Source organism: Urechidicola sp. KH5 (assembly GCF_054661455.1).
Genome location: NZ_BAAFSW010000003.1, coordinates 275,199 through 299,519 on the forward strand (window position 1 = coordinate 275,199; position 24,321 = coordinate 299,519).

Sequence of the window (24,321 nt, forward strand, 5' to 3'; positions counted from 1 at the left end):
AATTGAACTATTATAGTCTTAATAACAACGCTCCAATTTCAAGTTTTAAAAACGCAGTAATTAAGGGATTAGCTCCAGATAAAGGATTGTATTTTCCAGAAACAATTACTCCTTTGTCAGCGAGTTTCTTTGAAAATATCACATCAAAAAGCAATCATGAAATTGCCTATGAATTAATACAGCAATTTGTTGGAGATGAAATTCCTGAAAATGACTTAAAAGCAATAGTTGAAGATACGTTGCAATTTGATTTTCCTTTGGAACCTGTTGAAAAAGATGTGTATTCATTAGAATTATTCCACGGTCCAACAATGGCATTTAAAGATGTAGGAGCTCGTTTTATGGCTCGTTGTCTATCTTATTTTAATAAAGAAAACACCAATGAAGTAACTGTCTTGGTTGCAACATCTGGCGATACTGGTGGTGCAGTAGCAAGTGGTTTTCTAGGTGTTAAAGGTGTAAATGTAGTGATATTATATCCTAGTGGTAAAGTGAGCGACATTCAAGAAAAACAATTAACCACACTAGGGCAAAATATTAAAGCACTAGAAGTACATGGTGTTTTTGATGATTGTCAAGCCATGGTTAAGAAAGCCTTTTTAGATGATAGCATTACAAACTTTATGCAATTAACAAGTGCTAATTCCATTAATATCGCGCGTTGGTTACCTCAAATGTTCTACTTTGCTTTTGCCTATAAGCATTTAAAAGAAAAAGATGCATTATCAGATGGTCAAAAGCTAATAGTATCTGTGCCAAGTGGTAATTATGGAAATATCTGTGCAGGTATGATGGCTCAAAAATTAGGCCTTCCTATTGATTTATTTGTGGCGGCCACCAATGCAAATAATATTGTACCAACCTATTTAACTACTGGCGATTACCAACCAAAACCTTCGGTTCAAACCATTTCTAATGCAATGGATGTTGGAGACCCGAGTAACTTTATTAGAATAGAAAAGTTACACAATTACAATTTTGAAGCTTTAAAAAGCAATCTACACTCCTATTCCTATTCAGATACAGAAACAGATGAGGCCATGAATCATTTATACAATGTGTGTAATTATACTTCAGACCCACATGGAGCTGTTGGCTATTTAGGTCTTAAAAAGGAATTAGCGCAAAATTCAAATGCAGTAGGCATTTTTCTAGAAACAGCACATCCTGTTAAGTTTTTACCAGTATTGCATAAAAATATAGCAGATTCCATAGAAATTCCTAAGCAAATCAAAACAGTAATAGACAAAGAAAAAGTAGCTACAGAAATTAGCTCTTATCAAGAATTGAAAGACTTCTTATTAAAGTCATAAAAGTCTTCTTCAACTTTATTTCATGTCTCAAAACCATCTTACTTATGGTAATAAGTTTGAGACTGTTCGTAATAATTGTATGATTTTAAAAATACATCGAATTTTGCTATATTTAGTTTCAACTAAACCAGTAAATCTATGGCATTCGGAAGTATGCAAAATGCATCTAGCAGTACAAAAAGAAATGTAAACCTTAGAAGAGACAAAATTAAAAGCAGAAAAGATAGATACCTTAATAATACAGGTAAAAGAGTTTTAAATAAAAAACTATTAGACCCTAAAATTTCTCCAGAAGAGCTAGAAAAAATCAAAGCTGAAATTCGTGCTAGGGGTAAAAAAAGAAGACTTATTGAATATTCTGCTCTAGGTGCTATTGTTACGATTATTTCTATTGTTTTTTACTTTGTTTTATTTACTTAGAATCTACAATTTTCATCAATAAATATCCTTCTACCTACTTTTCCATTTTTGATGCAATAAATATATAGTTATATTTATAGAAAATAAGTATTTAATTTTCAATTAATTATTACTTATCAACTTACTCTAACTATTTAAATTTATTACGTATGAAAAAATTAGTAGCAGAATTTTTAGGCACGCTATGGCTTGTTTTAGGCGGTTGTGGTGCTGCGGTTTTAGCTGCTGGTGTACCTGATGTTGGTATTGGGTTTGCCGGTGTTTCACTAGCCTTTGGTTTAACTGTTGTTACCATGGCTTATGCCATAGGCCATATTTCTGGTTGTCATTTAAATCCAGCCGTTTCTATTGGACTTTGGATGGGTGGTAGATTCGATGCCAAAGATTTGGTACCGTATATTATTGCTCAAGTTTTAGGAGGTTTAGCAGGTGCTGGCATTTTATATATGATTGTTGGTGGTGATGTTAGTGGTGGATTTGCCGCTAATGGATATGGAGAATTATCACCAGGAGGATTTGGAATGCAAGCAGCATTGATTACAGAAATTGTAATGACATTCTTTTTCTTGATCATTATTTTAGGAGCTACACATTCCAAAGCACCAAAATATTTGGCTGGTTTAGCTATTGGTTTAGGACTCACATTAATTCATTTAATTAGTATACCTGTAACCAATACTTCGGTAAACCCAGCACGTAGTACAAGTCAAGCTTTATTTGCTGGAGGTGATTATACCGGACAATTATGGTTGTTTTGGGTAGCACCAATTGTTGGAGCCATTCTAGCTGGTATTGTGTATAAATATTTATCCCCTGAAGAATAAACATTCTTTTAAGCCTCTGAGAAATCAGAGGCTTTTTTTTTTGTAATTTCGATTTAAACCAAACTATCTATTATGCGTATTTCCTTTTTAATTTTACTTCTTCTTTCACCTATAATAAATTTCTCTCAATCTGCTATAATTGAATTACCTTATAATAATTCAGAAAACATTGTGTGGAATGGTGGCGAGAAAGAGTATTTCTCTGAAAATTGGAAAACACCTGTAGTAACTAATGTCAGTGTCCCAACATTAATGGTTTTTGAACCAGAAAAATCTATAAGTACAGGAACAGCTGTTATTATAGCTCCTGGAGGAGGTTTGTATGCACATAGCATAGAATCTGAAGGTCTTAAAGTTGCACAGTGGTTGAATGAAAAAGGCATTACTGCCTTTGTATTAAAATATAGATTAATGCCAACAGCTGAGGATGGTGTGAAGGAGTTTGGAGATCAATTAAAAAGTGGATTTCCAGATACACTTTCAACGGTGTACAATTATGCTATAGCTGATGGCTTAAATGCCGTTAAACATGTTCGTAAACATGCAGCAACTTATGGAATAGATACTAATAAAATTGGTTTTATGGGATTTTCTGCTGGGGGTGCAATTACAATGGGTGTTGCATACAATTATGACAAAACTTCAAAACCAAATTTTTTGGTACCGGTATATGCATGGACAGATATTTTTGATGTAGAGGTGCCAAAAGATAATGCACCACCATTATTTGCAGTGTGTGCTAGTAACGATGGATTAGGTTTAGCACCAGGAACTATTGAAATTTATAATTCTTGGTACAATGCCAAAAAATCAGTTAGCATGGTTATGTATGCTAAGGGTAATCACGGTTTTGGTATGCGTACTAAAAATCTACCGAGTGATACCTGGATTGACCGATTTTATGAATGGGCCCTTTCTCAAAAATTAGTAACGGTCATATAAAAAAATCCCTCTCAAAATGAAAGGGATTTTAAAATTATATTATTTATTCTTTTATTCTTCTTTATCAAGGTTAGGTAAAGTAAATGCATTCAAAATACTCTCTTCTTCCATCATTGCTTCAATTTCATCAGCTTGTCTAGGAGCCATACCACTTAAGTTAATTGGTCCCTTATCTGTAATTAAAATATCATCTTCAATTCTAACTGCAATCCCCCACCATTTTTCATCGCAATCACTACCTTCAGGTATATAGATCCCTGGCTCTACGGTAATGACCATATTCGGCTCTAAAGGACCTCTATTACTTAAATCATGTACATCTAAACCAATATGATGGCACGTACCATGAGGAAAATATAAATGCCTTTGAGAAATAGAATCAATAATTCCCAACTTCACCAAACCTTCATTTATTAGCACTCTACCTGCTTGATCGATTTTACGCATATCACTTCCAACCACTGCTTCATTAATTCCAGCTTCTTGAGCTTGATATACCAAATCATAAATGGCACGTTGTTCTCTACTAAAAGTACCATCTGCAGGAATGGTTCTTGTAACATCTGCAGTATAACCACGATATTCAGCACCTAGATCCATAAGCACCAATTCCTTGTTAACAGTTTGTTTAGTATTTTCTGTGTAATGTAAAATACAACCATTATGTCCTGCTCCAACAATAGATGGATAGCCTTCGTATTCTGAATTATACTTTTTAAATATAAACTCATGAATCCCTTGAATTTCTGTTTCAGACATATCTGGATGTATTGCTTTCATTACTTCAATTTGTCCAACAGCAGAAATTTCAACCGCCTTTTTAAGTAAGACCATTTCTTCTGGTGTTTTGATTTCTCTTAAAGAAGCCATTAAAGAACGTAAAGACTTTACATCTATATTAGTTTTAACAGTTACAACATTTTCATTTGCTGGAACAGTAGATGGTTCAGCTTCATATGAAGCCATAGATTTAAATTGTTCGATTAAGCTATATAAATCTGCATCATTTCTTTTACTGTCTCTTACATCGTTTTTAAATTCAGTGAATAGTACTTTATCAAACAAACTAAAATCAATAGGAATATCTTTAAAATCTTCTCCGTTAAAAACTTGAGTAAAACCTAATTTTTCTTTCACTCCTTCTACTCCTAACCTGTAACCTGTCCACATTTCTGCCATCGCATTTCGCTTTTGAACAAATATCATTTCGTTATACGTATCATCTCCATTGGTTTGATCCTCAGAAAAAATCAAAAGAACGGCATGCGGTTCTTTATACCCCGTTAAATAATAAAAATTCGGATCTTGATGATATACATAGTCTACATCATTCGCTCTATTTCTAATGGCGTTAGCAAAAAATACAGCAACACTATTTGCTGGCATAGAAGCTCTTAACTTAGCTCTTCTATCTTTATGAAAATCAGCTGTCAAATAATCAGTTGGAAGGTCTTTTTGAGCAAAAGAAACGCCCAAAACTAGACACATTGCAAAAGTTGTTATTGTTTTAAAGTTCATATAATTGTTTGTTTGAATACTCAAATATAGCAATAAAGAAAATGTATTAGCAAGAACTACTGTATGGAATCAAACATCAATTCTCTTTTTATTGAATCCATAATTCTTTTGAACGAATATTTATCAATGTTGGATAAAATAAAACCAACCTACCGCTTTTTGTAGCCTGCAATAATTAGTATTTTTGTAGGAGTAAAAAAAAGAAATATGAAGAATACTGCATTAACTGCTTTGCACGAGTCTTTAGGGGCTAAAATGGTACCTTTTGCAGGCTATAATATGCCTGTACAGTATGAAGGTGTAAATATTGAACATGAAACTGTTAGAAATGGCGTAGGTGTTTTTGATGTGTCTCACATGGGCGAGTTTTTAATTGAGGGTCCTAAGGCATTAGATTTAATTCAAAAAGTAACAACCAACGACGCATCTAAATTGGAATTAGGAGATGCCCAATATTCTTGTATGCCTAATGCAACTGGAGGTATTGTTGATGATTTAATTTGTTATAGAGTTAAAGAAGAAACCTATTTATTGGTTGTAAATGCTTCGAATATTGAAAAAGATTGGAATTGGATTTCAGAAAATAATGAAGGTATTGGAGCTACAATGCGAAATCTATCTGATGATTATTCATTATTAGCTATTCAGGGGCCTAAAGCTGTAGAAGCTATGCAAACTATTACATCTGTTGATTTAGCAGCTATTCCTTTTTATAAGTTTAAAGTTGGTGATTTTGCGGGAATTGAACATGTAATTATTTCTGCAACTGGATACACAGGCTCTGGTGGTTTTGAGATTTATTGTAAAAATGACCAAGTTGAGCAGGTATGGAACAAGGTGTTTGAAGCTGGTACTGACTATGGTATCAAACCAATTGGTTTAGCTGCGAGAGACACATTACGTTTAGAGATGGGTTACTGTTTATATGGCAATGATATTGATGACACTACCTCTCCTATTGAAGCAGGTTTGGGCTGGATAACAAAATTCACCAAAGATTTTGTAAACTCGGATTCTCTTTTAAAACAAAAAGAAGAAGGCGTAACCAGAAGATTAGTGGCATTTGAAATTGAAGAACGTGGTATACCTAGACAAGGATATCCTATAGTTGATGCAGATGGCAATGAAATTGGAATCGTAACGTCCGGAACTATGAGTCCTTCATTAAAGAAAGGAATAGGATTAGGATATGTTGCTAAACCACATACCAAAAGAGATTCAAAAATCTTTATTCAGGTGCGTAAAAAACAAATTCCAGCAACGGTAGTAAAATTGCCATTTTATAAAGGATAATTAAGCAATACAAGACCCATTTAATGTGGGTCTTTTCTTTTTTATGAACTATCAACTTGTTAAGCCAGATCAATTTAAGGAAGTATTAGAATTACTTAAAAAAAGTGCACAACGCTTAAAGGATAATAATATTCAGCAATGGGATTATTGGCTAAATCCACCACAAGAAAAAATTGATTGGATTCAAGAAGGTATAGCCAATAAAGAGTTTTTCTTCTTTTACCAATCAGAAGAACTTTTTGGCATGTACCGCCTTTTATATGAAGATATTTTATACTGGGGGCATCAAGAAAAAAAAGCGGGTTATATTCATTCTTTGGTTGTAAAACCAGTATTTTCAGGAAAAGGTATAGGGTCGCAGGTAATGCAACATATAGAGCATGAATTAATTCAACAAGACATTCACCTATTACGTTTAGATTGCGTTGCAAATAACAAAAGACTCTGCAAATACTACGAACAGCTTGGTTTCATGAAAGTTGGTGAAGTTCAAATGCCTCTATCTTTCAACAACTTATACGAAAAGCAGTTATAATTTAGCGCAGGCTATTACTAACAATTACATCTTTTATACGCCATTTAAGGTCTTGACCTGCATCAAAAATCATTTGTTCATTGCTCGGAAAAGGTACCGGACGCAATCCAATTAAATCTCTATATCGATCGTTTAGTGCACGCCTATCACCTTGATGTGTAGCGTAATAATATTCAAATAAAAAGCTACTTGAAATCGGGAATGTTCGTAATAATTGCTTACTAGAATTATCAATAAATTTAACCGCTGCAGTTACTCCTGCAGATTTAAATTGTCTAATTTCTAAAACATCACATTTAACTAATATTTCTCGATCAACCTGAACAGCTTTTCCTAAACTATCTAACACCTTATTGCCATTAGAATCATACACAAACTTCTTTCCATCAACAATCATTTTCTCTTCATGAATTTGACGTTCTCTAATTTGCTCCGGAGAAATATCTATATTCCTAAATTCAATATTTAAGTTAAAGTCATAGTCTATATTTTCAATTGGAGTATTGTGATATACAGTCCAATAGCTATTCAAATCGTAGGTTTCAAAATCCAAAAGATCAGACTCCAAATTTCTTGGTATAATCTTATCTGTGTTATTCGTTAATGAAACCATTACATAATCTATAGCGCGTTCATACACATCATCCAACAAGGCAGGAACATCTCTGTAATTAGGATTCAATTCATTTAAATATTGTAAGTCTTCATAAACTATTCTCAGCCTCACCTTATCATTGGTCTCCAGAGCTCCAATAATCATTTCGTACAAATGTGAAGACCAATCTTCTTTTGCTTTGCTAGTAGCTTTCGCATAATTCTCAAATTCAAATTGTGCATTAGTTCCTTCCTCAACCTTGTAAAGAGGCAACAAAGGTTTTACCATTCGCTGTCTATTATCTAAACTTTTGTAAATGTTGTAAATAGTCTCAAGATTCGCAGCGTTACCGTCTGTTTCTAAATATGCAATTCGCTCTTTATCTTGCTGAACAGCTCTTACAAAAGCATCCTCCAACATGTAAATGTATTGCTGATTTGATTTTTTTGTTTTGTTGTTACGTAGTTTAGTAACTGCCAAATTAATGGCTCTATTATAATCTCCAGAGTTTATAGCCTTTTGAGTTGTTTTTGAGGTGCTACAAGCTGAAACAAAAATTAATAAAATTAAAAGTAGTTTGGGATATTTCATTGATGATATTTTTCTTGATAAAACATTTATCATGCCAAAATTCTTATTAACTGTATTTTGGTACTTTTCCTAAGGCTCCTTCGTAAACCGATTGCATTTCTTTAAAATCAGCTTCTTTATCTGCTGTGGTATAAAATGGTGGATAAATGGTAAATGTTTTATTTCCGAAATCCATAACTCCTCTAACGATTGGTACTTTAGCACCTTTTGCTATATAGTAAAACCCTGTTTTCCATAGATTTACTTTTTTTCTTGTACCCTCAGGAGCCAATGCAAAAATAAATTGATCTTTAGAATTAAAAATATCTACAACAGCATCTACCAAATTATTGTTTTTAGAACGATCAACTGGTGTACCACCAAAGGCTCTAAATATAAAACCAAAAGGCGGTTTAAACAGTGAAGCTTTACCGATATAGTTTGCAGGTAAACTAGTACTGTATTTAATTAAAACACCCATAATAAAATCCATCCAATGCGTATGAGGCGCAACAATAATGACGTATTTCTTTAAATCAGTTGGAAACGAACCTTCTATTTTCCAACCCATTAATTTGAATAAAATAAAACCACAAATGTGCTTCATAAAATATGGGAATTCTTATTGAAGCAAAGATAAAATTCTTAGCTTTATATGCTAATTATTACTTGAATGAATTCATATTTAATTGCTGTTGTTATTGCCGTTCTCTTTTTGGGTATCGGCTTTATTATTGGTAAAGTTATTACAAACTTAAAGTCTAATAATACTTCTTCATCTTTAGAAGCTACTGTGCAGGGTTTAGAAACTTCATTGGATGAAAAGCAAAGAATGATTGCTCGTTTAGATGAAGACAAACAATTACTTACAGATGAAAAGATTGAACTGAATAAAGATGTTACTCGTAAATCATCTGAAATTGAGAACTTACAAAATAAAATAGCTGAAAACAAAAAAGAAGTAGAACAACTTCAAGAAAAGTTTACAAAAGAATTCGAAAATTTGGCTAACAAAATTCTCGATGAGAAATCAAATAAGTTCACAGAACAAAATCAAAAGAATATAAAGACCATTCTGGAGCCACTTCAAGAAAAAATTAAAACTTTTGAGAATAGAGTTGAAAAAACTCATAAGGAAAGTATAGACTATCACGCAGCGCTTAGGCAACAAATAGTAGGTTTAAAAGAATTGAATTTGCAAATGAGCAAAGAAGCTTTAAACCTTACAAAAGCATTAAAAGGAGATAGCAAAGCACAAGGAAATTGGGGTGAAACTCAATTGGAAATTTTATTAGAAAAAGCCAATTTGGTTAAAGAGATACATTATACAACTCAAGGCGGGTATAGAGATGAAGATAATCGATTGAAGAAACCTGACTTTGTCATAAATCTACCTGATAACAGACATTTAATAATTGATTCAAAAGTGTCTTTAACAAGTTATGAAGCATTTTACGGAGAAGAAAATGAAGCATTAAAAGAAGATCACATCAAAAAACATATTGAAAGTATTAGAAAGCATATAAAAGAACTAAGTGACAAGAAATACGAGGCACTTTACGGAATAAATTCTCCTGACTATGTGCTTATGTTTGTACCTGTTGAACCTGCATTAATGCTCGCTTTGGGCAAAGTTAATAAATTGTATTTAGAAGCTCTTGACAAGAATGTGGTCTTAGTATCCTCTTCTACCCTTTTAGCAACCTTGAGCACCGTATCTTCTATGTGGCGCCAAGAAAATCAAAAGAGAAACGTACTTGAAATTGCAGAACAAGCTGGTAAATTGTACGATCAGTTTGTAAATCTAACAGATGATTTAATAAAAGTTGGTAACCAATTAAAAACTGTTCAAGGTAGTTATGATACTTCTATGAAAAAATTGACAGGAAGAGGTAACTTAATCAAGAAAGTAGAGCGCATTAAAGAATTGGGAGCTAAAACCACTAAAAACATGAATCAAAACCTTTTAGATAGGGCAAATGACATGTAAAAGTATCACCTACAGCTTCTTATAGATTGTTTTCGTAACAATTGTAATTGGAAATTCTGGCAATGATGGAGCTTTATTAGTTCCTTCAGCAGTAGAAATTATTTTCATGATCAAGGGTAAACCTGTTTCTGAATCTGCAATTAACTCAGTTTCCTGAGTACCTGAAACCTTCATTTCAACTGAGTCATTTTTTGTCTCTAAAAAAATATCTGCCGTGCATAAAATAGTGTTCGAATCATCAGAAACACTATCTAACCTCCAATGATTCTGTGCATTCCATTCACTTTTAGAAATAAATTCATTTTTCCATGAATCACCTTCTTTTATCATTCCATTAGGATAATTAAAAAATAGTTGCTCAAAAGTATCTGCTAGCGCAGATTCTCCCCAGTCTTTAAGCATTAGATTTCTAAAAGATTTAATTTGTACTTCATCTGTTAATTCTAATGCATAGAGCATTCCATTAATCAAAGACTCTCCATTTTCCATTTTTAAAACCTTTCCTCTATTATCTAATGTCAATGTAAAAACGCGCCCAATAAGTCCTCTAAATATTTTATTTTCAAACGTATCATCTTTAGACTTTGAACTACTCTCAGAAATAACCCCTGAACTAGATGAAGACATTTTCATATGCGCAGAAGTAAAACTAATATCTAGTTTAAAAGTATCTGTGGAATGATCAACAACTTTAAATAACACAGTACCAGTAATCTCCGTTTCTATTTCTTCGGTGATTCCCAAATAAGACTGACTTAAGGTCTGAAGCGTTTTTTGCTCCATTACAAAAGAATCTCCTTTTTTAAGATTGTATTTCAACATTACTTGTGCCTGCAATGCATTGAAAACCATAAAAAATAGACAACCGAATAATTTAAATTTGTATGTCATTAGAGTATATTAATTATCACTAAAAATAGTAAATTTAGTCTCATTATTTCAATAAATTATTCAAAATGAATTCTGAATCTACTCTAAAAATAGCTATGGCTCAGATAGCACCAGTTTGGCTGATTAAATTAAAAACATTGAAAAAAATAAATGTCCAAATTTTTATTTATAAAAAGTAGACATCACGAGGAACAATCTTCTTATGTGCTATTTGACAAAAATAAGTAGCAATTGTGAGCAACTATAGCATATAGAGAAAAAAAACCACCAATTTGGTGGTTTTTTTGTTAACTATTAAAAATGTAATTACATCTTAAACAATGGTCTATGACCCATCAAAGCTTCCACTTTTTCTGCTACAGCTTCTAATACTTCTTCGTTATCATGATTCATGATTACTTCATCCACAAGGGCAACAATAGATTCCATTTCAGATTCCACCATACCTCTAGAAGTTACAGCGGCAGATCCTACTCTAATACCACTTGTAACAAATGGTGATTTATCGTCAAATGGCACCATGTTTTTATTTACAGTAATATCTGCTTTAACTAAGGCCTGTTCAGCATCTTTACCAGAAATATCTTTGTTTCTTAAATCAATCAACATCATATGATTGTCTGTACCTCCAGAAATTAAATGATACCCACGATTAACAAATGCCTCTGCCATGGCTGCAGCATTTTTCTTCAATTGCACTTGATAATGTAAAAATTCATCTGTTAAAGCCTCTCCAAAAGCAATGGCTTTAGCAGCAATAACATGCTCTAATGGTCCACCTTGCATTCCTGGGAAAACAGCGGAATTTAATACAGAACTCATCATTTTAGGTTTTCCACTTTTTAGTGTCTCACCCCAAGGGTTTGGAAAATCTTGACCCATCATAATCATTCCTCCCCTTGGACCTCTTAATGTTTTGTGTGTTGTAGTTGTAACAATATGACAGTGAGGCATTGGGTCGTTTAAAATACCTTTAGCAATTAAACCTGCGGGATGTGAAATATCAGCCATTAATAAAGCTCCTACACTATCTGCTATATCTCTAAAACGCTTGAAATCAATATCTCTAGAATAAGAAGACGCACCTGCAATAATTAACTGTGGCTTCTCCTTTTCAGCAGTTTCTTGAATTTTATCATAATTCAAAACTCCTGTCTCCTCTTCTACTCCGTAAAACGATGTTTTAAATAATTTACCAGAAAAGTTCACCGGCGATCCATGTGTTAAGTGACCACCATGCGATAAATCAAAACCTAAAATTTTATCTCCTGGTTTTAAAATGGCGTGGTATACGGCTGCATTGGCTTGACTCCCTGAATGTGGCTGTACATTTACGTAAGCCGCACCAAATAATTCTTTAGCTCTATCAATTGCAATTTGCTCTACTACATCTACCACTTCACAGCCCCCGTAATACCTTTTTCCAGGGTAGCCTTCGGCGTATTTATTGGTCAATACAGAACCCATGGCTTCCATAACTTGTTCACTCGCAAAGTTCTCAGAAGCAATCAATTCAATTCCGTTAAGTTGTCTGTTTTTTTCGTCTTGAATTAAGTCAAAAATCAATTGATCTCTTTCCATTTTAAAAAAAGTAATTAAGGATTAAAATTTAAAGTTCAAAAGTAAGCAAATCAATACTCAATGTGGCCCTAATTTTAAATATTTACAAATATAATATTAACTAATATTCGCAGTTGAGGATTATAAAATGAATCAAAGATTATTTTATTAATTTATTAGGTATTATTTTTGAATAAATAACAAACCAACTTATTCATTCAGTATGTTCTTCAAGGTATCAATTAAAACTATAACTTCTCATTTACTCATTTTTATTAGTTTTATTTCTGTTTATTCACAAACCGATAATGAAAATGCATTAAAGAACTTTTATCTAAAAAATAAGAACTCTTTTCAACATGATGTAGAACAGTATTTAATTCATACTAATAAAGATGTATTTTTTTTAGACGAATTAATTTGGTTTAAATTGTATTTAATCAATACCGACAACAACTCTTTAATCACATCTCAAGCCAATGTATATGTAAGTTTATTTGATTCTCAAGGCAAATTACTTGAGACTTCATTGTTCCTAAGTGAAAACGGTATTGTGCATGGTTCTATAGAACCTTCGGATAATATTAAACAAGGTACATACTATTTAAAAGTGAACACTTATAAAAACCAGAACGAAATAAACCAACACTTTGTAAAAGAAATTCAAATTATTGATAATCAAAATCCACTTATTCAAACTCCAAAAAAAATACAACGTAATTCTCATTTCGATATTAATGTTTATCCGAACGATGGAAAATTTGTTATCAATGCTTATAATCAACTTACAATTAAAACGAATCAAAAAGGAAAAATCATAACAGGCTATATTATTGAAGATGAATCAAATGTGAAAATTTCTAAGTTTGAAACAGATCTAAATGGTCTTGCCAGCAGTAGAATTTTATTGAATGAAGGTAAAACCTATTCCATTTCTATTGAACATAACGCTACTGAATACAAATTTCCCTTGTTCAATAGGTATGAGAAATCTTTTGGTTTTACCATTCTTAGTAAAAATAGTGTAGATGGAGTTATTGAATTTGAATTATTTGCAAGTCCAAACCTTAAATTAAGTAGTAATTTATACTATGCAGTGCTAGAGCGTGGCAATGAAGTTTTAGAAATTACCGCTTTTAAAATGAAAAATACTAGAGCGAAGCTATTGTATGGAGAAGAAAAGGTAAATCGTGGTATATATACAATTTCCATATTTAACCCTAATAATGAATTAGTGGCAAGAAAATATTTTAAACGAAATATACTCGATACTAACTTTAACCTTGAAATTAATGACATAAGAAGAAAAAGAGATAGTGCTGCTTTTAATTTAAATTTACCTGTTGATTCTCATGCAAACATTAGTGTTTCTATTATACCAGAAGAGTCTAAACTTTTATTAAATTCCTCAACCTTTAGAAAACAATATCTATTAAATACTTTCGGTGTTTATCCTGGTGAATCGAAAAATTACAATTCACAAGATTACGATTGGCAGCTAAATACATTTAGAAATAACTTAGGGAATTATGAACACCGCAAGCATAAAGCAGGTATAGATATTTCTGGAAAAATTGCTTTAAAAAAATTCAAATTCGAAAATTATACGGTAATGATGCTGATTAAAGGAGATAATGTGCTAGGCAGTCAGGAATTACAGAGTACTACATTTAATTTTAAGAATAATTATATCAGTTATCCCAATGAAATAATATTAAGTTTAAGCAATCCTGAGGGTGCTCCTGAAAAGACGAAGTTTGAATTGAACGAGAACTATACTAAATTTAATAAAGATACTTTGATTACATCTTTTATAGAAAATAATTTTTATACTGAATCAACTTCTATTTCTACTGAAGAAGAATTGTTTTATATACAAGACATAACTTATTTAGACGAGGTTGAATTAGCAACTGTTTCTTCTAAAAAACTATCTGCCAAAGAAGAACTATTAAAAGGTTTAGAAAACGAAATTCTAAACCGTGTTTATGAATTGAAAGAAAACGAAGAATTTCTACCGTTAGATATGGTTATAAATAGAATTCCTGGAGTATTTGCACGTATGAATACAGAAGGAATTATTGAAATTACTTTTAGCAGGAATTCTGGATCTAGCTTTTTAGGAGAAGAGAACCCATCTCCAGTAATTTATATAGACGATATTATGTACCAAGACACCTCCATTCTTCAAGGAATGCAAACAGATGAATTTGTTGCAATATCAGTAAATCCTTCTGGCTTAGGAGAAGGAATGCGCGGCAGTGGAGGTGCAGTTTATTTTTATACTAAGTTAGGTAATGGTATCCCCAATAGTAATAATAAGTCAAACTTTGTTTCTACCTTCAATATTCCTGTTGGATACGCTAACAACGATAGAATCTTCGAGAATATTCACGATTTCAAATCAACCACCGCAAAGAAATATTATAGCACTATAGATTGGTTGCCAAACATTGATTTAACTAATGGAGAATCGAAACAAATTATGTTCGCACCAAATGGATTAACCAAATTTAAGTGTATCATTAATGGAATATCCGATAATGGAACTATTATAGCTAAAGAAATATTAATTGATTTAGAGAGAAAAGAAGTTATTTCGCAATAAGAGATGCTAATTCTAAATCATTTATTGCACTATGTGAAGCATGGGCAATTACTTCTCCCCTATTGAGTACTATTAATTGGGGAGATTCATGAACCACATTATATCTGGCAGTAATTTCATTTGATATTGTTCTATGTCTTAACAAGTCTAAATAATAAAATGTTACTTCACTTTGAGAAAAAGAATAATCTTGCTTAAATCTCCTCCAAACCATTGAGCTAATACCACAACGTGTTGAGTGTTTAAATATTAAAACGGGTAATTCACTTTGCTCAATCTCTTTTAAAGTCGCAATATCTAACAATTCAACCCAAAAATCATTTGATTTTTCATTATCCGATTGCTCTTTAAATACTTTTTTAAATAAACTCATCTTGTGGTAATTTCAAAAATAAGTCGTAAAAATACAGTTTACTTTCAAAACAGTCAAAATGTCTTAAATCACATATAAAACAAGGACAAATTGACACAGTAAAATAATTTTAAACGAATGGAATAAGATTTGACAAATAGCAATTGAATAAAAAACATGACCTATGAATTTTAATACATTTACAATAAAATCACAAGAAGCCATTCAGCAAGCTCAACAATTGGCGCAAGTTGAATCACATCCGCAAATAGAGAATGCTCATTTACTTAAAGGTATTTTTGAGGTAGATGAAAATGTATTACCCTTTCTATTAAATAAATTTGGTATAAACCTAGATGTGTTTAAAGCAACTTTAGATAGTATTATTAAAGGATTCTCTAAAGTAGAGGGTGCGAACATCATGCTTTCTAGAGATACTAGTAATACTTTAGTAGCTGCACAAAACATTGCCAAAAAAATGAAAGATGAATATGTTTCCATTGAACATTTGATTTTGGCAATTCTAAATAGCAAAGACAACGTATCACAATTAATGAAAGACAATGGCCTGAATCAAAAAGATTTAAAAAAAGCCATTTCAGAATTACGCAAGGGTGATAATGTAACTTCGCAAAGTGCAGAAGACACATACAATAGCCTTAACAAGTTTGCTAAAAATCTCAATCAATTAGCAAACGATGGAAAATTGGATCCGGTTATTGGACGAGATGAAGAAATTCGACGAATTCTTCAAATCTTATCTAGAAGAACAAAAAACAACCCTATTCTAGTTGGAGAACCTGGTACCGGTAAAACGGCGATTGCTGAGGGACTAGCACATAGAATAATAAGAGGAGATGTACCTGAGAACCTAAAATCTAAAATAGTGTACTCATTAGATATGGGTGCGTTAATTGCGGGTGCTAAGTTTAAAGGAGAATTTGAAGAGCGCCTAAAAGCCGTAATAAAAGAGGTTATTTCATCAGATGGTAATATCGTTTTATTTATAGATGAAATCCACACTTTAGTTGGTGCCGGTGGTGGTCAAGGTGCTATGGATGCAGCTAATATTTTAAAACCCGCCTTGGCAAGAGGTGAGCTTAGAGCCATTGGTGCAACCACCCTTGATGAATATCAAAAATATTTTGAAAATGATAAAGCTCTTGAAAGGAGATTTCAAAAGGTGATTGTTGACGAACCCGATACAGAAAGTGCAATTTCAATACTAAGAGGAATTAAAGAAAAGTATGAAACACATCACAAAGTTCGTATTAAAGATGAAGCAATTCTCGCTGCTGTAGAATTATCGCAGCGTTACATTACAAACAGGTTTTTACCAGATAAGGCAATAGACTTAATGGATGAAGCCGCTTCTAAATTGCGTATGGAAATCAATTCTAAACCAGAGGAATTGGATATACTTGATCGAAAAATAATGCAATTAGAAATTGAAATAGAAGCTATTAAGCGAGAAAAAGATGAAACCAAATTGAAATCTTTAAAAGCTGATGTAGCCAATTTTAAGGAAGAACGTAATGCCATCAATGCAAAATGGACAAGTGAAAAAGAGATAGTAGATAAAATACAAGCTTCAAAAAAAGCAATAGATGAGTTAAAACTTCAAGCGGAACAAGCAGAAAGAGATGGTAACTATGGATTGGTTGCAGAATTACGATACGGTAAAATAAAAGTTGAAGAAGAGCAACTTTCAACATTGCAAAAGGAAATGGAAACCATTCAAGATACTGCATTAATTAAAGAAGAAGTAACGAGTGAAGACATTGCTGAAGTAATTGCTAAATGGACTGGAATTCCAGTTCAAAAAATGTTAGAAGGTGAACGCGAAAAATTATTGAAACTTGAAACAGAATTACATAAAAAGGTAATTGGTCAAGAAGAGGCAATTCAAGCAGTTGCAGATGCCGTAAGACGATCTAGAGCAGGATTACAAGACAGCAAAAAACCCATTGGATCATTCTTGTTTTTAGGTACAACAGGCGTTGGTAAAACAGAATTGGCAAAAGCTTTAGCCACCTATTTATTTGACGATGAAAATGCAATGACAAGAATTGATATGAGTGAATATCAAGAGCGTCATTCTGTGAGTCGTTTAGTAGGTGCACCTCCGGGTTATGTAGGTTATGACGAAGGAGGCCAATTAACAGAAGCTGTAAGACGTAAGCCCTACTCTATTGTATTATTAGATGAAATAGAGAAAGCACATCCAGATACCTTCAATATTCTTTTACAAGTGTTAGATGAAGGCAGATTAACTGATAATAAAGGACGAGTAGCAGATTTTAAAAACACTATAATAATTATGACCTCTAATATGGGGGCTCATATTATACAAGAGCGTTTTGAAAATATTAATATGTCTGAGCGAGATGATATAACAGATCGTACGAAGTTTGAAGTTGTGGAATTGTTGAAAAAAACCGTCCGTCCAGAATTCTTAAATCGAATTGATGAAATCATCATGTTTACACCATTGAATCTAAAAGAAGTTCAAAGTATTGTTAAATTACAACTAAAAGGTTTAAGCAAGATGTTGGCAGAAAAAGACATAGTTTTTGACGCAACAGATGAAGCTATTGAAACTCTTGGAATTAAAGGATTCGATCCTCAGTTTGGAGCAAGACCTATAAAAAGAGTAATTCAAAAAGAAATTTTAAACCAATTATCTAAAGAATTGTTAGCAGGTAATATTATAGCTGAAGACTCAATTTTATTGGATGCATTTGATGATAAGTTTGTATTTAGAAACAAATAAGTAGCTGATTTATAGATGGATTAAATTTAGTAATTTGATTAAATGTTTCATCTGTCAAATTACTAAAACATAAGAGGAATATGCATTATACTGATCTTCCTAAGTGCAATAATTAGCTATAAAAATTCACAAAAAAGATTCGAATAGTCTTGATGTTTTTAAAGTAATGTATGCCTATAATACTGCTGGAGTGAATGATGAATTTATCGCCTTTTTGAAAGATGATATCCTTTAGATTGAAGCCTAAGATTTTTAATATCTAAATAGAAAGTCTTACGCACTGAAATAAAAGAAACGAATACGACGGTTACAGGTATTTCCTATTACCACCGATACGGATATGACGGCCAAAATATAGTTTGAAAAAGACAGCACAGAGAACGTAGCCTAAGCTATTGCACATACTATTGAAAATGGTATAGGAAATATACTTCCAGATTCCATATTAAAAAGTTGAAAAATACTTTATGATAGACCCTAAAGATGTTAAAAAGTAAATTGAAAAACTCAAATAGAAAATAAAAAACCCGCTTAAAAGCGGGTTTAATTTTTATTGTTTTACTTCTTCTTCTTTATAGTTAAAGAGATAATCAATATCCATTTCATGAACCGTTCCTAATTTTTCAAGTGCCTTCATGTCTAAATCCTTCTTATTACCGATAACAGATACCGAGTATTTTTGACCTTTAATATTGTCATTAAAGAAGTTGCTCATATCCTTCATTGTCATGTTTTGAATGGTGTTGTACATTTCTTCTCTAACATCATAATCCAAACCTCTTTCTTTTAATCCTTCGTACGTCCAGAAGATATTTGATTTTGTAATACGCTGAGCTGCTATTTTCTTTAAAGCAGCCTCTTTTGCAGATTCAAATTGCTTTTGTGCTTCTGGCATATTGTTCATTAATGCTAACATGGCATCAACTGCTTCTGGCAATTTATTCGCTTGTGTACCAATATATGCATATATTAAATCGTCTTTATCTGACTTAGAGGCATTAATATACCCTGAAGAAGCACTATAAGCCAAAGATTTTGACTCTCTAATCTCTTGGAAAACTATTGATGATAATCCTTGACCGAAATATGAATTAAAAACATTAGCTACAGCCATTTTATCTTTGTCAAACTGCTCTCCTTTAGATATAAAGAACATTTCAGCTTGTACCATATCAAAATCAGCAAAATACACGTTATCACCTGTTTCTAACTGCTTATATTCTTTAGCAGGTGGGTAATCTTTTAATTCAGCAGCAATGGTATGATGGTTTGCCAAAGCTGTTTTAGCTTGTGCAACATCTTTACCGTAGTAGAAAATTCTGTGCTTATAATTACCTAAATCTTTTACGATTGCTGTTAACTCATTTATATCCATTCCTTTTAATTCAGAAACAGAATAAATGTCTCTTAATCTTGAATTTTCACCATACTGTGCAAAACTATTTAAACCTCCTTGTAAGATGTTTCCTTTTCTCGTTTTGCCATCTTCTCTAGACTTTAAAATACTTGCAACATACTTATCATATGCCTCTTGATCTGGCTTAACATTCGCCATTAGGTGCTCTAATAACTCTAAACCTTTATCAATGTTTTCTTGTAAACCTGAAATTGTAACGTACGATTTGTCATTACCTGCATTAATAGAATAATTAACTCCTAACTTATAGAATTCTTTCTTTAAATCTTCTGCAGAATACTGATCTGTACCTAAAAACTCTAAGTAACCAAAGGCCAAAGACATTTTCTTATCATTGTCTTTACCCATATCAAAAATTACATTCAAGTCAAATAAGTCATTATTCTTGTTCTTAATATACGCTAACTCAACACCACCCTCTAATTGATCCTTGTTAATCTCACTTTTGTAATCAACAAATAATGGCTTTAATCCTTCAGACTCTTTAGACATAAAATCTTTTAAATAGTCTGATTGCGCCTCTCTATTCAATGCAATAGGAGTAATTCCAGGATTCTTAACTTTTACAATATTCTTATCTTCTCCTTTTCTTTTATATACTACTACATAATCGTCAGAAAAGAATTCATTGGCATAGGCAACTAATTCCTCTTTAGAGACTGCTTTCAAATCATCTAAAAACTTGATTGCATCACTCCAATCTTGATGATGAATAAATGAATTATAATACATGCTTGCTAAGGCAGAAGAATTTTCATAACTACGGGTATCATTCAACTTTAAATCAGTAACAACTGCATCTATTAACCAATCTTCAAATTCACCAGCTTTAATTTTATCTACCTGTGCAAGCATTAAGTCTTTAACTTCATCTAAAGTTTGATCTGCTTTAGGTGTACCAGTAAATCTTAAAAAACCATAATCATTTAAGAATTGTGGAGATGATGTAGCGCTTTGCACTGCTTTTTTCTGATTCAAATTTAAATCCATTAAACCAGCGTTTCCATTCGCTAAAATCATATCTATTAGCGTAATATACTTCTCATCTTCAGATCCAATACCATCCGTTCTATACGCTACTACAACACTTTCACTATTTGGGCCAAAAACCTCTTTAGTTGTAATACCTTGTAATGGCTCTTCAACCGGTAATTGCGGGTGTTCAACCTCTTTGTAAGCTAATTCACCAAAAGTAGCATCTACTTTTTTAATTGTTGCATCAAAGTCTAAATCACCAACTAAAACAACTGCCATATTATTAGGCACGTAATACTTGTCAAAATAATTATTGATCTCAACCATTGAAGGGTTCTTTAAATGCTCAGAAGTACCAATAGTTGTTTGCTGACCATAAGGATGGTTAGGGAATAAAGCATCTAAAGTAGCAGCATAACTCTTTCTAAAATCTGAATCTTGCCCTCTATTAAACTCTTCGTAAACTGCCTCTAACTCAGTATGGAATAAGCGCAATACCAATTTTCCAAAACGCTCACTTTCTAAATCCAACCATTTGTCTAGTTCATTGGCTGGAATTTTATTTTTATACACAGTTTCTTCAAACCATGTATGAGCGTTTGTACCTGTTGCACCAATAGATCCTACCATTTTATCATACTCATTAGCAATTGCGTACTCTGATGCTTCTTGAGATACTTCGTCAATCTTACGATATAATTCATCCTTTTTCGCAGGATCAGACTCCGCTCTGTGTTGCTCATACAAGTCGGAAATTTCTGCAATTAGTGCTTCTTCCTTCTCCCAATCTGCTGTTCCAAATTGATCAGTTCCTTTAAAAACCATGTGCTCAAGGTAATGAGCTAAACCAGTACTTTCTGCTGGATCATAATTAGAACCTGCTCTAACGGGAATATAGGTTTGAATGGTTGGTGCATCATTATTTTGACTTAAGTACACCTTTAATCCATTTTCTAATGTATACAAACGTAAACCAGTGGGGTCGTTTGATACTGTTTCATACACATAGCCATTGGCATCGGTATGTGAAGTGGTTTCATAAGAAGTACTTTCTGGGGTACAGCTTACAAACATTGCTATGGCCATTAAGGCCATTAAAAAACGCGTGTTTTTCATGTGAGTTTTAATTAGTTAATATTGTGTGGATTCTTGCAATTTTTTATCATAAAAAAAGCCCATTCTCAAAAATACTTAAGAACAGACTTTTAACAAAATTTATAGATTCTTATTGTGACTATTTTAACACCTCAGCCACTTTCTTTCCTATTTCTGCAGGAGATTCAACAACATGAATTCCGTTTTCTGCCAAAATTTTCATTTTTGCTTGTGCAGTATCATCACTACCACCAACAATAGCACCGGCGTGCCCCATTGTTCTACCTTTAGGTGCTGTTTGACCTGCAATAAATCCAACAACTGGCTTTTTATTACCTGTAGCTTTTATCCATTTTGCAGCATCTGCTTCTAATTGACCACCAATTTCACCAATCATAACGATTGCCTCAGTCTCTTCGTCGTTCATTAATAACTCAACAGCTTCTTTTGTAGTAGTTCCAATAATTGGATCTCCACCAATACCAATTGCAGTAGTAATACCAAACCCTTGCTTTACAACTTGATCTGCTGCTTCGTAAGTTAATGTACCAGATTTAGAAACAATACCTACATTACCTTTCTTAAAGATAAACCCTGGCATAATACCAACTTTAGCTTCGTCTGGAGTAATTACTCCTGGACAGTTAGGGCCAACTAATCTACAATCTTTATCAGCAATGTAGTTTTTAGCTTTCACCATATCAGCAACAGGAATTCCTTCTGTAATACAAATAATTACTTTAATACCAGCATCAGCAGCTTCCATAATGGCATCTGCAGCAAAAGCAGGTGGTACAAAAATAATTGACACATCTGCTCCAGCATCTTGAACAGCTTGAGCAACTGTATTAAATACAGGACGATCTAAGTGAGTTTGACCTCCTTTACCTGGAGTAACACCACCAATTACATTTGTTCCGTACTCAATCATTTGCGAAGCGTGAAAAGTTCCTTCACTTCCTGTAAATCCTTGTACTACAATCTTTGAATCTTTATTTACTAAAACACTCATGTTATATTTTATTTTTGGGTTTGCAAAGCGCAACAAAAGTACTTTATAGACTTTTAATTTTAAAGCATTTTACAGACTAAATTTTTAATTAATTACAATCTTATTTTAAAGCCCTTTTTCTTTAAGCGCCCTCATTGTTTCTGGAAGCTTTTTTAAGTTTGCAAGTTCTTTGTATTTCATGCGAATATCATCGGCAGGATAGCCAAAATAACTCTTATGACCATCCAAAGATTTAGTTACACCAGACTGAGCCAAAAGTACTGCTTTATCTCCAATAGTAATGGCACTCGCTATTCCAACTTGTCCCCAAATAGTTACTTCATTTCCAATTACAACGCAACCAGCAATACCAACTTGAGAGGCAATCAAACATTTCTTACCTATAATGGTATCATGCCCTATCTGAACCAAGTTGTCAATCTTGGTATCTTCCATAATTAGAGTATCGCCTGTAACACCTCTATCAATAGCACAACCAACACCTATTTCAACCTTATCTTGTAATACAACTTTACCGCTCGATAAAAGTCTATCAAAACCGGTTGGTCTGTTTTTATAGTAAAAGGCATCACCACCTAAAACAGTATTGGCTTGGACGATTACATCATTTCCAATAACAGTATCATTACCAATTACTACATTCGAATGAATAATACAATTGTTACCAATAACCACATTCTCACCAATAATCACATTAGGTTGGATAACCGTACCATCTCCTATTTTAGCTGTTTCCGATACCGCACTTGTTGCTGCAATAAAAGGCTTAAAATATTGAGTTAACTTATTAAAATCTCTAAATGGATCATCGGAAATTAACAATGCCTTTCCTTCTGGACACTCAACCTCTTTGTTAATTAATACAATAGTAGCTGCAGATTCCAATGCTTTGTCATAATACTTTGGGTGGTCTACAAAGACGATATCACCAGGAGTTACTACGTGTATCTCATTCATCCCTAAAACAGGAAAATCATCAGCTCCAACAAATGAAGAGCCAATGATTTCAGCAATTTCTTTTAAAGTATATTTTCTAGAAAACTTCATTATTCTTTAATACGCTCTAAATAATTTCCTTTTTCAGTACCTACTTTAACTTTATCACCTTCGTTAATAAATAAAGGTACATTAATTCGAGCGCCTGTTTCAACAGTCGCTGGTTTTGTGGCATTAGTCGCTGTATTTCCTTTTACACCAGGTTCTGTATGTGTAACTTCTAAAATTACACTAATAGGCATTTCAACAGAAAGTGGCATACTATCTTCAGAATTAATAATCACCGTTACTACTTCTCCTTCCTTCATTAAATCTGGTGCATCAAGTGTGCTCTTCTGTAAAGATATTTGATTGTAATCTTGCACATTCATAAAATGATAGGTATCTCCTTCTGCATATAAGAACTGAAACTTGTGTGTCTCCACACGCACATCGTCTAGTTTTCTACCAGAAGGGAATGTATTATCGATTACCTTTCCTGTAGTTACGCTTTTTAATTTTGTTCTAACAAATGCAGGACCTTTACCCGGTTTAACGTGCAAAAATTCTACGATTTTATAAATATCATTATTGTATCTAATGCACAATCCGTTTCTAATATCAGAAGTTGTTGCCATATCTGTTTTTAAATTTTTATTGATT

The 24,321-nt window shown here is 32.7% G+C and carries 19 protein-coding genes; 9 read left to right on the forward strand and 10 right to left on the reverse strand.

Annotation, left to right across the window (positions count from 1 at the left end):
* Positions 1 to 2: 2 nt before the first annotated feature.
* The 4 genes from thrC (at position 3) to ACYQ5R_RS09675 (ending at position 3,499) form a co-directional block, all read left to right on the forward strand.
* Positions 3 to 1,313 carry a threonine synthase gene (gene thrC / locus ACYQ5R_RS09660; protein ID WP_460190733.1) on the forward strand — a complete coding sequence of 437 codons (1,311 nt, stop codon included), beginning with the start codon at positions 3 to 5 and terminating at the stop codon, positions 1,311 to 1,313.
* A 138-nt stretch (positions 1,314 to 1,451) separates the two neighbouring features.
* Positions 1,452 to 1,733 carry a hypothetical protein gene (locus tag ACYQ5R_RS09665; RefSeq protein WP_460190734.1) on the forward strand — a complete coding sequence of 94 codons (282 nt, stop codon included), beginning with the start codon at positions 1,452 to 1,454 and terminating at the stop codon, positions 1,731 to 1,733.
* A gap of 149 nt (positions 1,734 to 1,882) precedes the next feature.
* On the forward strand, positions 1,883 to 2,557 hold the full coding sequence (gene aqpZ / locus ACYQ5R_RS09670; protein ID WP_460190735.1) for an aquaporin Z: 675 nt from the start codon (positions 1,883 to 1,885) through the stop codon (positions 2,555 to 2,557).
* A gap of 72 nt (positions 2,558 to 2,629) precedes the next feature.
* Entirely contained in the window at positions 2,630 to 3,499 is an 870-nt protein-coding gene (locus ACYQ5R_RS09675) for an alpha/beta hydrolase (RefSeq protein ID WP_460190736.1), read from the forward strand.
* A 51-nt stretch (positions 3,500 to 3,550) separates the two neighbouring features.
* Here ACYQ5R_RS09675 and ACYQ5R_RS09680 read toward each other — a convergent pair whose 3' ends face one another.
* A complete protein-coding gene (locus ACYQ5R_RS09680) occupies positions 3,551 to 5,017 on the reverse strand; it encodes an aminopeptidase P N-terminal domain-containing protein (RefSeq protein WP_460190737.1) in 1,467 nt (488 codons plus the stop codon).
* A 207-nt stretch (positions 5,018 to 5,224) separates the two neighbouring features.
* Between ACYQ5R_RS09680 and gcvT the strand changes: the two genes are divergently transcribed.
* On the forward strand, positions 5,225 to 6,310 hold the full coding sequence (gene gcvT, locus ACYQ5R_RS09685) for a glycine cleavage system aminomethyltransferase GcvT (protein ID WP_460190738.1): 1,086 nt from the start codon (positions 5,225 to 5,227) through the stop codon (positions 6,308 to 6,310).
* A 43-nt stretch (positions 6,311 to 6,353) separates the two neighbouring features.
* Positions 6,354 to 6,845 (forward strand): GNAT family N-acetyltransferase, encoded by a 492-nt coding sequence (locus ACYQ5R_RS09690; protein ID WP_460190739.1) that lies wholly within the window; start codon positions 6,354 to 6,356, stop codon positions 6,843 to 6,845.
* 1 nt (position 6,846) lies between these two features.
* On the opposite strand, the gene ACYQ5R_RS09695 is transcribed toward ACYQ5R_RS09690, so the two are convergent.
* Positions 6,847 to 8,031: a hypothetical protein gene (locus ACYQ5R_RS09695; protein WP_460190740.1), complete on the reverse strand. Its 1,185-nt coding sequence runs from the start codon at positions 8,029 to 8,031 to the stop codon at positions 6,847 to 6,849.
* Between the two features lie 46 nt (positions 8,032 to 8,077).
* Positions 8,078 to 8,617: a 1-acyl-sn-glycerol-3-phosphate acyltransferase gene (locus ACYQ5R_RS09700; protein WP_460190741.1), complete on the reverse strand. Its 540-nt coding sequence runs from the start codon at positions 8,615 to 8,617 to the stop codon at positions 8,078 to 8,080.
* Positions 8,618 to 8,683: 66 nt separating this feature from the next.
* Between ACYQ5R_RS09700 and ACYQ5R_RS09705 the strand changes: the two genes are divergently transcribed.
* Positions 8,684 to 10,000, forward strand: coding sequence for a DNA recombination protein RmuC (locus tag ACYQ5R_RS09705; RefSeq protein ID WP_460190742.1), 1,317 nt, complete (start codon positions 8,684 to 8,686; stop codon positions 9,998 to 10,000).
* 9 nt (positions 10,001 to 10,009) lie between these two features.
* Here the strand turns inward: ACYQ5R_RS09705 and ACYQ5R_RS09710 are convergent, their stop codons facing one another.
* Together ACYQ5R_RS09710 and glyA are read right to left on the reverse strand one after the other, a co-directional pair.
* Positions 10,010 to 10,891 carry a DUF6263 family protein gene (locus ACYQ5R_RS09710; protein ID WP_460190743.1) on the reverse strand — a complete coding sequence of 294 codons (882 nt, stop codon included), beginning with the start codon at positions 10,889 to 10,891 and terminating at the stop codon, positions 10,010 to 10,012.
* Between the two features lie 306 nt (positions 10,892 to 11,197).
* Positions 11,198 to 12,472: a serine hydroxymethyltransferase gene (glyA, locus tag ACYQ5R_RS09715; RefSeq protein WP_460190744.1), complete on the reverse strand. Its 1,275-nt coding sequence runs from the start codon at positions 12,470 to 12,472 to the stop codon at positions 11,198 to 11,200.
* 202 nt (positions 12,473 to 12,674) lie between these two features.
* On the opposite strand from glyA, the gene ACYQ5R_RS09720 reads away from it, so the two are divergent.
* On the forward strand, positions 12,675 to 15,059 hold the full coding sequence (locus ACYQ5R_RS09720) for a hypothetical protein (protein ID WP_460190745.1): 2,385 nt from the start codon (positions 12,675 to 12,677) through the stop codon (positions 15,057 to 15,059).
* On the opposite strand, the gene ytxJ is transcribed toward ACYQ5R_RS09720, so the two are convergent.
* Positions 15,046 to 15,432, reverse strand: a complete 387-nt coding sequence (gene ytxJ / locus ACYQ5R_RS09725; RefSeq protein WP_460190746.1) for a bacillithiol system redox-active protein YtxJ — start codon at positions 15,430 to 15,432, stop codon at positions 15,046 to 15,048. The two genes, ACYQ5R_RS09720 and ytxJ, sit on opposite strands and share 14 nt — an antisense overlap.
* A 163-nt stretch (positions 15,433 to 15,595) precedes the next feature.
* Here ytxJ and clpB point away from each other — a divergent pair, with 163 nt between their 5' ends.
* Complete coding sequence (gene clpB, locus ACYQ5R_RS09730) at positions 15,596 to 18,184, forward strand: ATP-dependent chaperone ClpB (protein ID WP_460190747.1); 2,589 nt, start codon at positions 15,596 to 15,598, stop codon at positions 18,182 to 18,184.
* Positions 18,185 to 18,734: 550 nt separating this feature from the next.
* Here the strand turns inward: clpB and ACYQ5R_RS09735 are convergent.
* The 4 genes from ACYQ5R_RS09735 to efp form a co-directional block, all read right to left on the reverse strand.
* The gene (locus ACYQ5R_RS09735; protein WP_460190748.1) at positions 18,735 to 21,692 is read right to left on the reverse strand and encodes a M16 family metallopeptidase; all 2,958 of its coding nucleotides are present in this window, start codon (positions 21,690 to 21,692) and stop codon (positions 18,735 to 18,737) included.
* A gap of 118 nt (positions 21,693 to 21,810) precedes the next feature.
* Complete coding sequence (sucD, locus tag ACYQ5R_RS09740; RefSeq protein WP_460190749.1) at positions 21,811 to 22,683, reverse strand: succinate--CoA ligase subunit alpha; 873 nt, start codon at positions 22,681 to 22,683, stop codon at positions 21,811 to 21,813.
* A gap of 105 nt (positions 22,684 to 22,788) precedes the next feature.
* Complete coding sequence (locus ACYQ5R_RS09745) at positions 22,789 to 23,730, reverse strand: UDP-3-O-(3-hydroxymyristoyl)glucosamine N-acyltransferase (RefSeq protein WP_460190750.1); 942 nt, start codon at positions 23,728 to 23,730, stop codon at positions 22,789 to 22,791.
* Positions 23,730 to 24,296 carry an elongation factor P gene (gene efp / locus ACYQ5R_RS09750; protein WP_460190751.1) on the reverse strand — a complete coding sequence of 189 codons (567 nt, stop codon included), beginning with the start codon at positions 24,294 to 24,296 and terminating at the stop codon, positions 23,730 to 23,732. Before efp ends, ACYQ5R_RS09745 begins: the two co-directional genes overlap by 1 nt.
* Positions 24,297 to 24,321: the final 25 nt, after the last annotated feature.

What these genes read in the sequence shown, in the direction of transcription:
- ACYQ5R_RS09665 (WP_460190734.1), top strand. Translation starts at nt 1,452, where the DNA reads ATGGCATTCGGAAGTATGCAAAATGCATCTAGCAGTACAAAAAGAAAT.
- aqpZ (WP_460190735.1), top strand. Translation starts at nt 1,883, where the DNA reads ATGAAAAAATTAGTAGCAGAATTTTTAGGCACGCTATGGCTTGTTTTA.
- ACYQ5R_RS09675 (WP_460190736.1), top strand. Translation starts at nt 2,630, where the DNA reads ATGCGTATTTCCTTTTTAATTTTACTTCTTCTTTCACCTATAATAAAT.
- ACYQ5R_RS09680 (WP_460190737.1), bottom strand. Translation starts at nt 5,017, where the DNA reads ATGAACTTTAAAACAATAACAACTTTTGCAATGTGTCTAGTTTTGGGC.
- gcvT (WP_460190738.1), top strand. Translation starts at nt 5,225, where the DNA reads ATGAAGAATACTGCATTAACTGCTTTGCACGAGTCTTTAGGGGCTAAA.
- ACYQ5R_RS09690 (WP_460190739.1), top strand. Translation starts at nt 6,354, where the DNA reads ATGAACTATCAACTTGTTAAGCCAGATCAATTTAAGGAAGTATTAGAA.
- ACYQ5R_RS09695 (WP_460190740.1), bottom strand. Translation starts at nt 8,031, where the DNA reads ATGAAATATCCCAAACTACTTTTAATTTTATTAATTTTTGTTTCAGCT.
- ACYQ5R_RS09700 (WP_460190741.1), bottom strand. Translation starts at nt 8,617, where the DNA reads ATGAAGCACATTTGTGGTTTTATTTTATTCAAATTAATGGGTTGGAAA.
- ACYQ5R_RS09705 (WP_460190742.1), top strand. Translation starts at nt 8,684, where the DNA reads ATGAATTCATATTTAATTGCTGTTGTTATTGCCGTTCTCTTTTTGGGT.
- ACYQ5R_RS09710 (WP_460190743.1), bottom strand. Translation starts at nt 10,891, where the DNA reads ATGACATACAAATTTAAATTATTCGGTTGTCTATTTTTTATGGTTTTC.
- glyA (WP_460190744.1), bottom strand. Translation starts at nt 12,472, where the DNA reads ATGGAAAGAGATCAATTGATTTTTGACTTAATTCAAGACGAAAAAAAC.
- ACYQ5R_RS09720 (WP_460190745.1), top strand. Translation starts at nt 12,675, where the DNA reads ATGTTCTTCAAGGTATCAATTAAAACTATAACTTCTCATTTACTCATT.
- ytxJ (WP_460190746.1), bottom strand. Translation starts at nt 15,432, where the DNA reads ATGAGTTTATTTAAAAAAGTATTTAAAGAGCAATCGGATAATGAAAAA.
- clpB (WP_460190747.1), top strand. Translation starts at nt 15,596, where the DNA reads ATGAATTTTAATACATTTACAATAAAATCACAAGAAGCCATTCAGCAA.
- ACYQ5R_RS09735 (WP_460190748.1), bottom strand. Translation starts at nt 21,692, where the DNA reads ATGAAAAACACGCGTTTTTTAATGGCCTTAATGGCCATAGCAATGTTT.
- sucD (WP_460190749.1), bottom strand. Translation starts at nt 22,683, where the DNA reads ATGAGTGTTTTAGTAAATAAAGATTCAAAGATTGTAGTACAAGGATTT.
- ACYQ5R_RS09745 (WP_460190750.1), bottom strand. Translation starts at nt 23,730, where the DNA reads ATGAAGTTTTCTAGAAAATATACTTTAAAAGAAATTGCTGAAATCATT.
- efp (WP_460190751.1), bottom strand. Translation starts at nt 24,296, where the DNA reads ATGGCAACAACTTCTGATATTAGAAACGGATTGTGCATTAGATACAAT.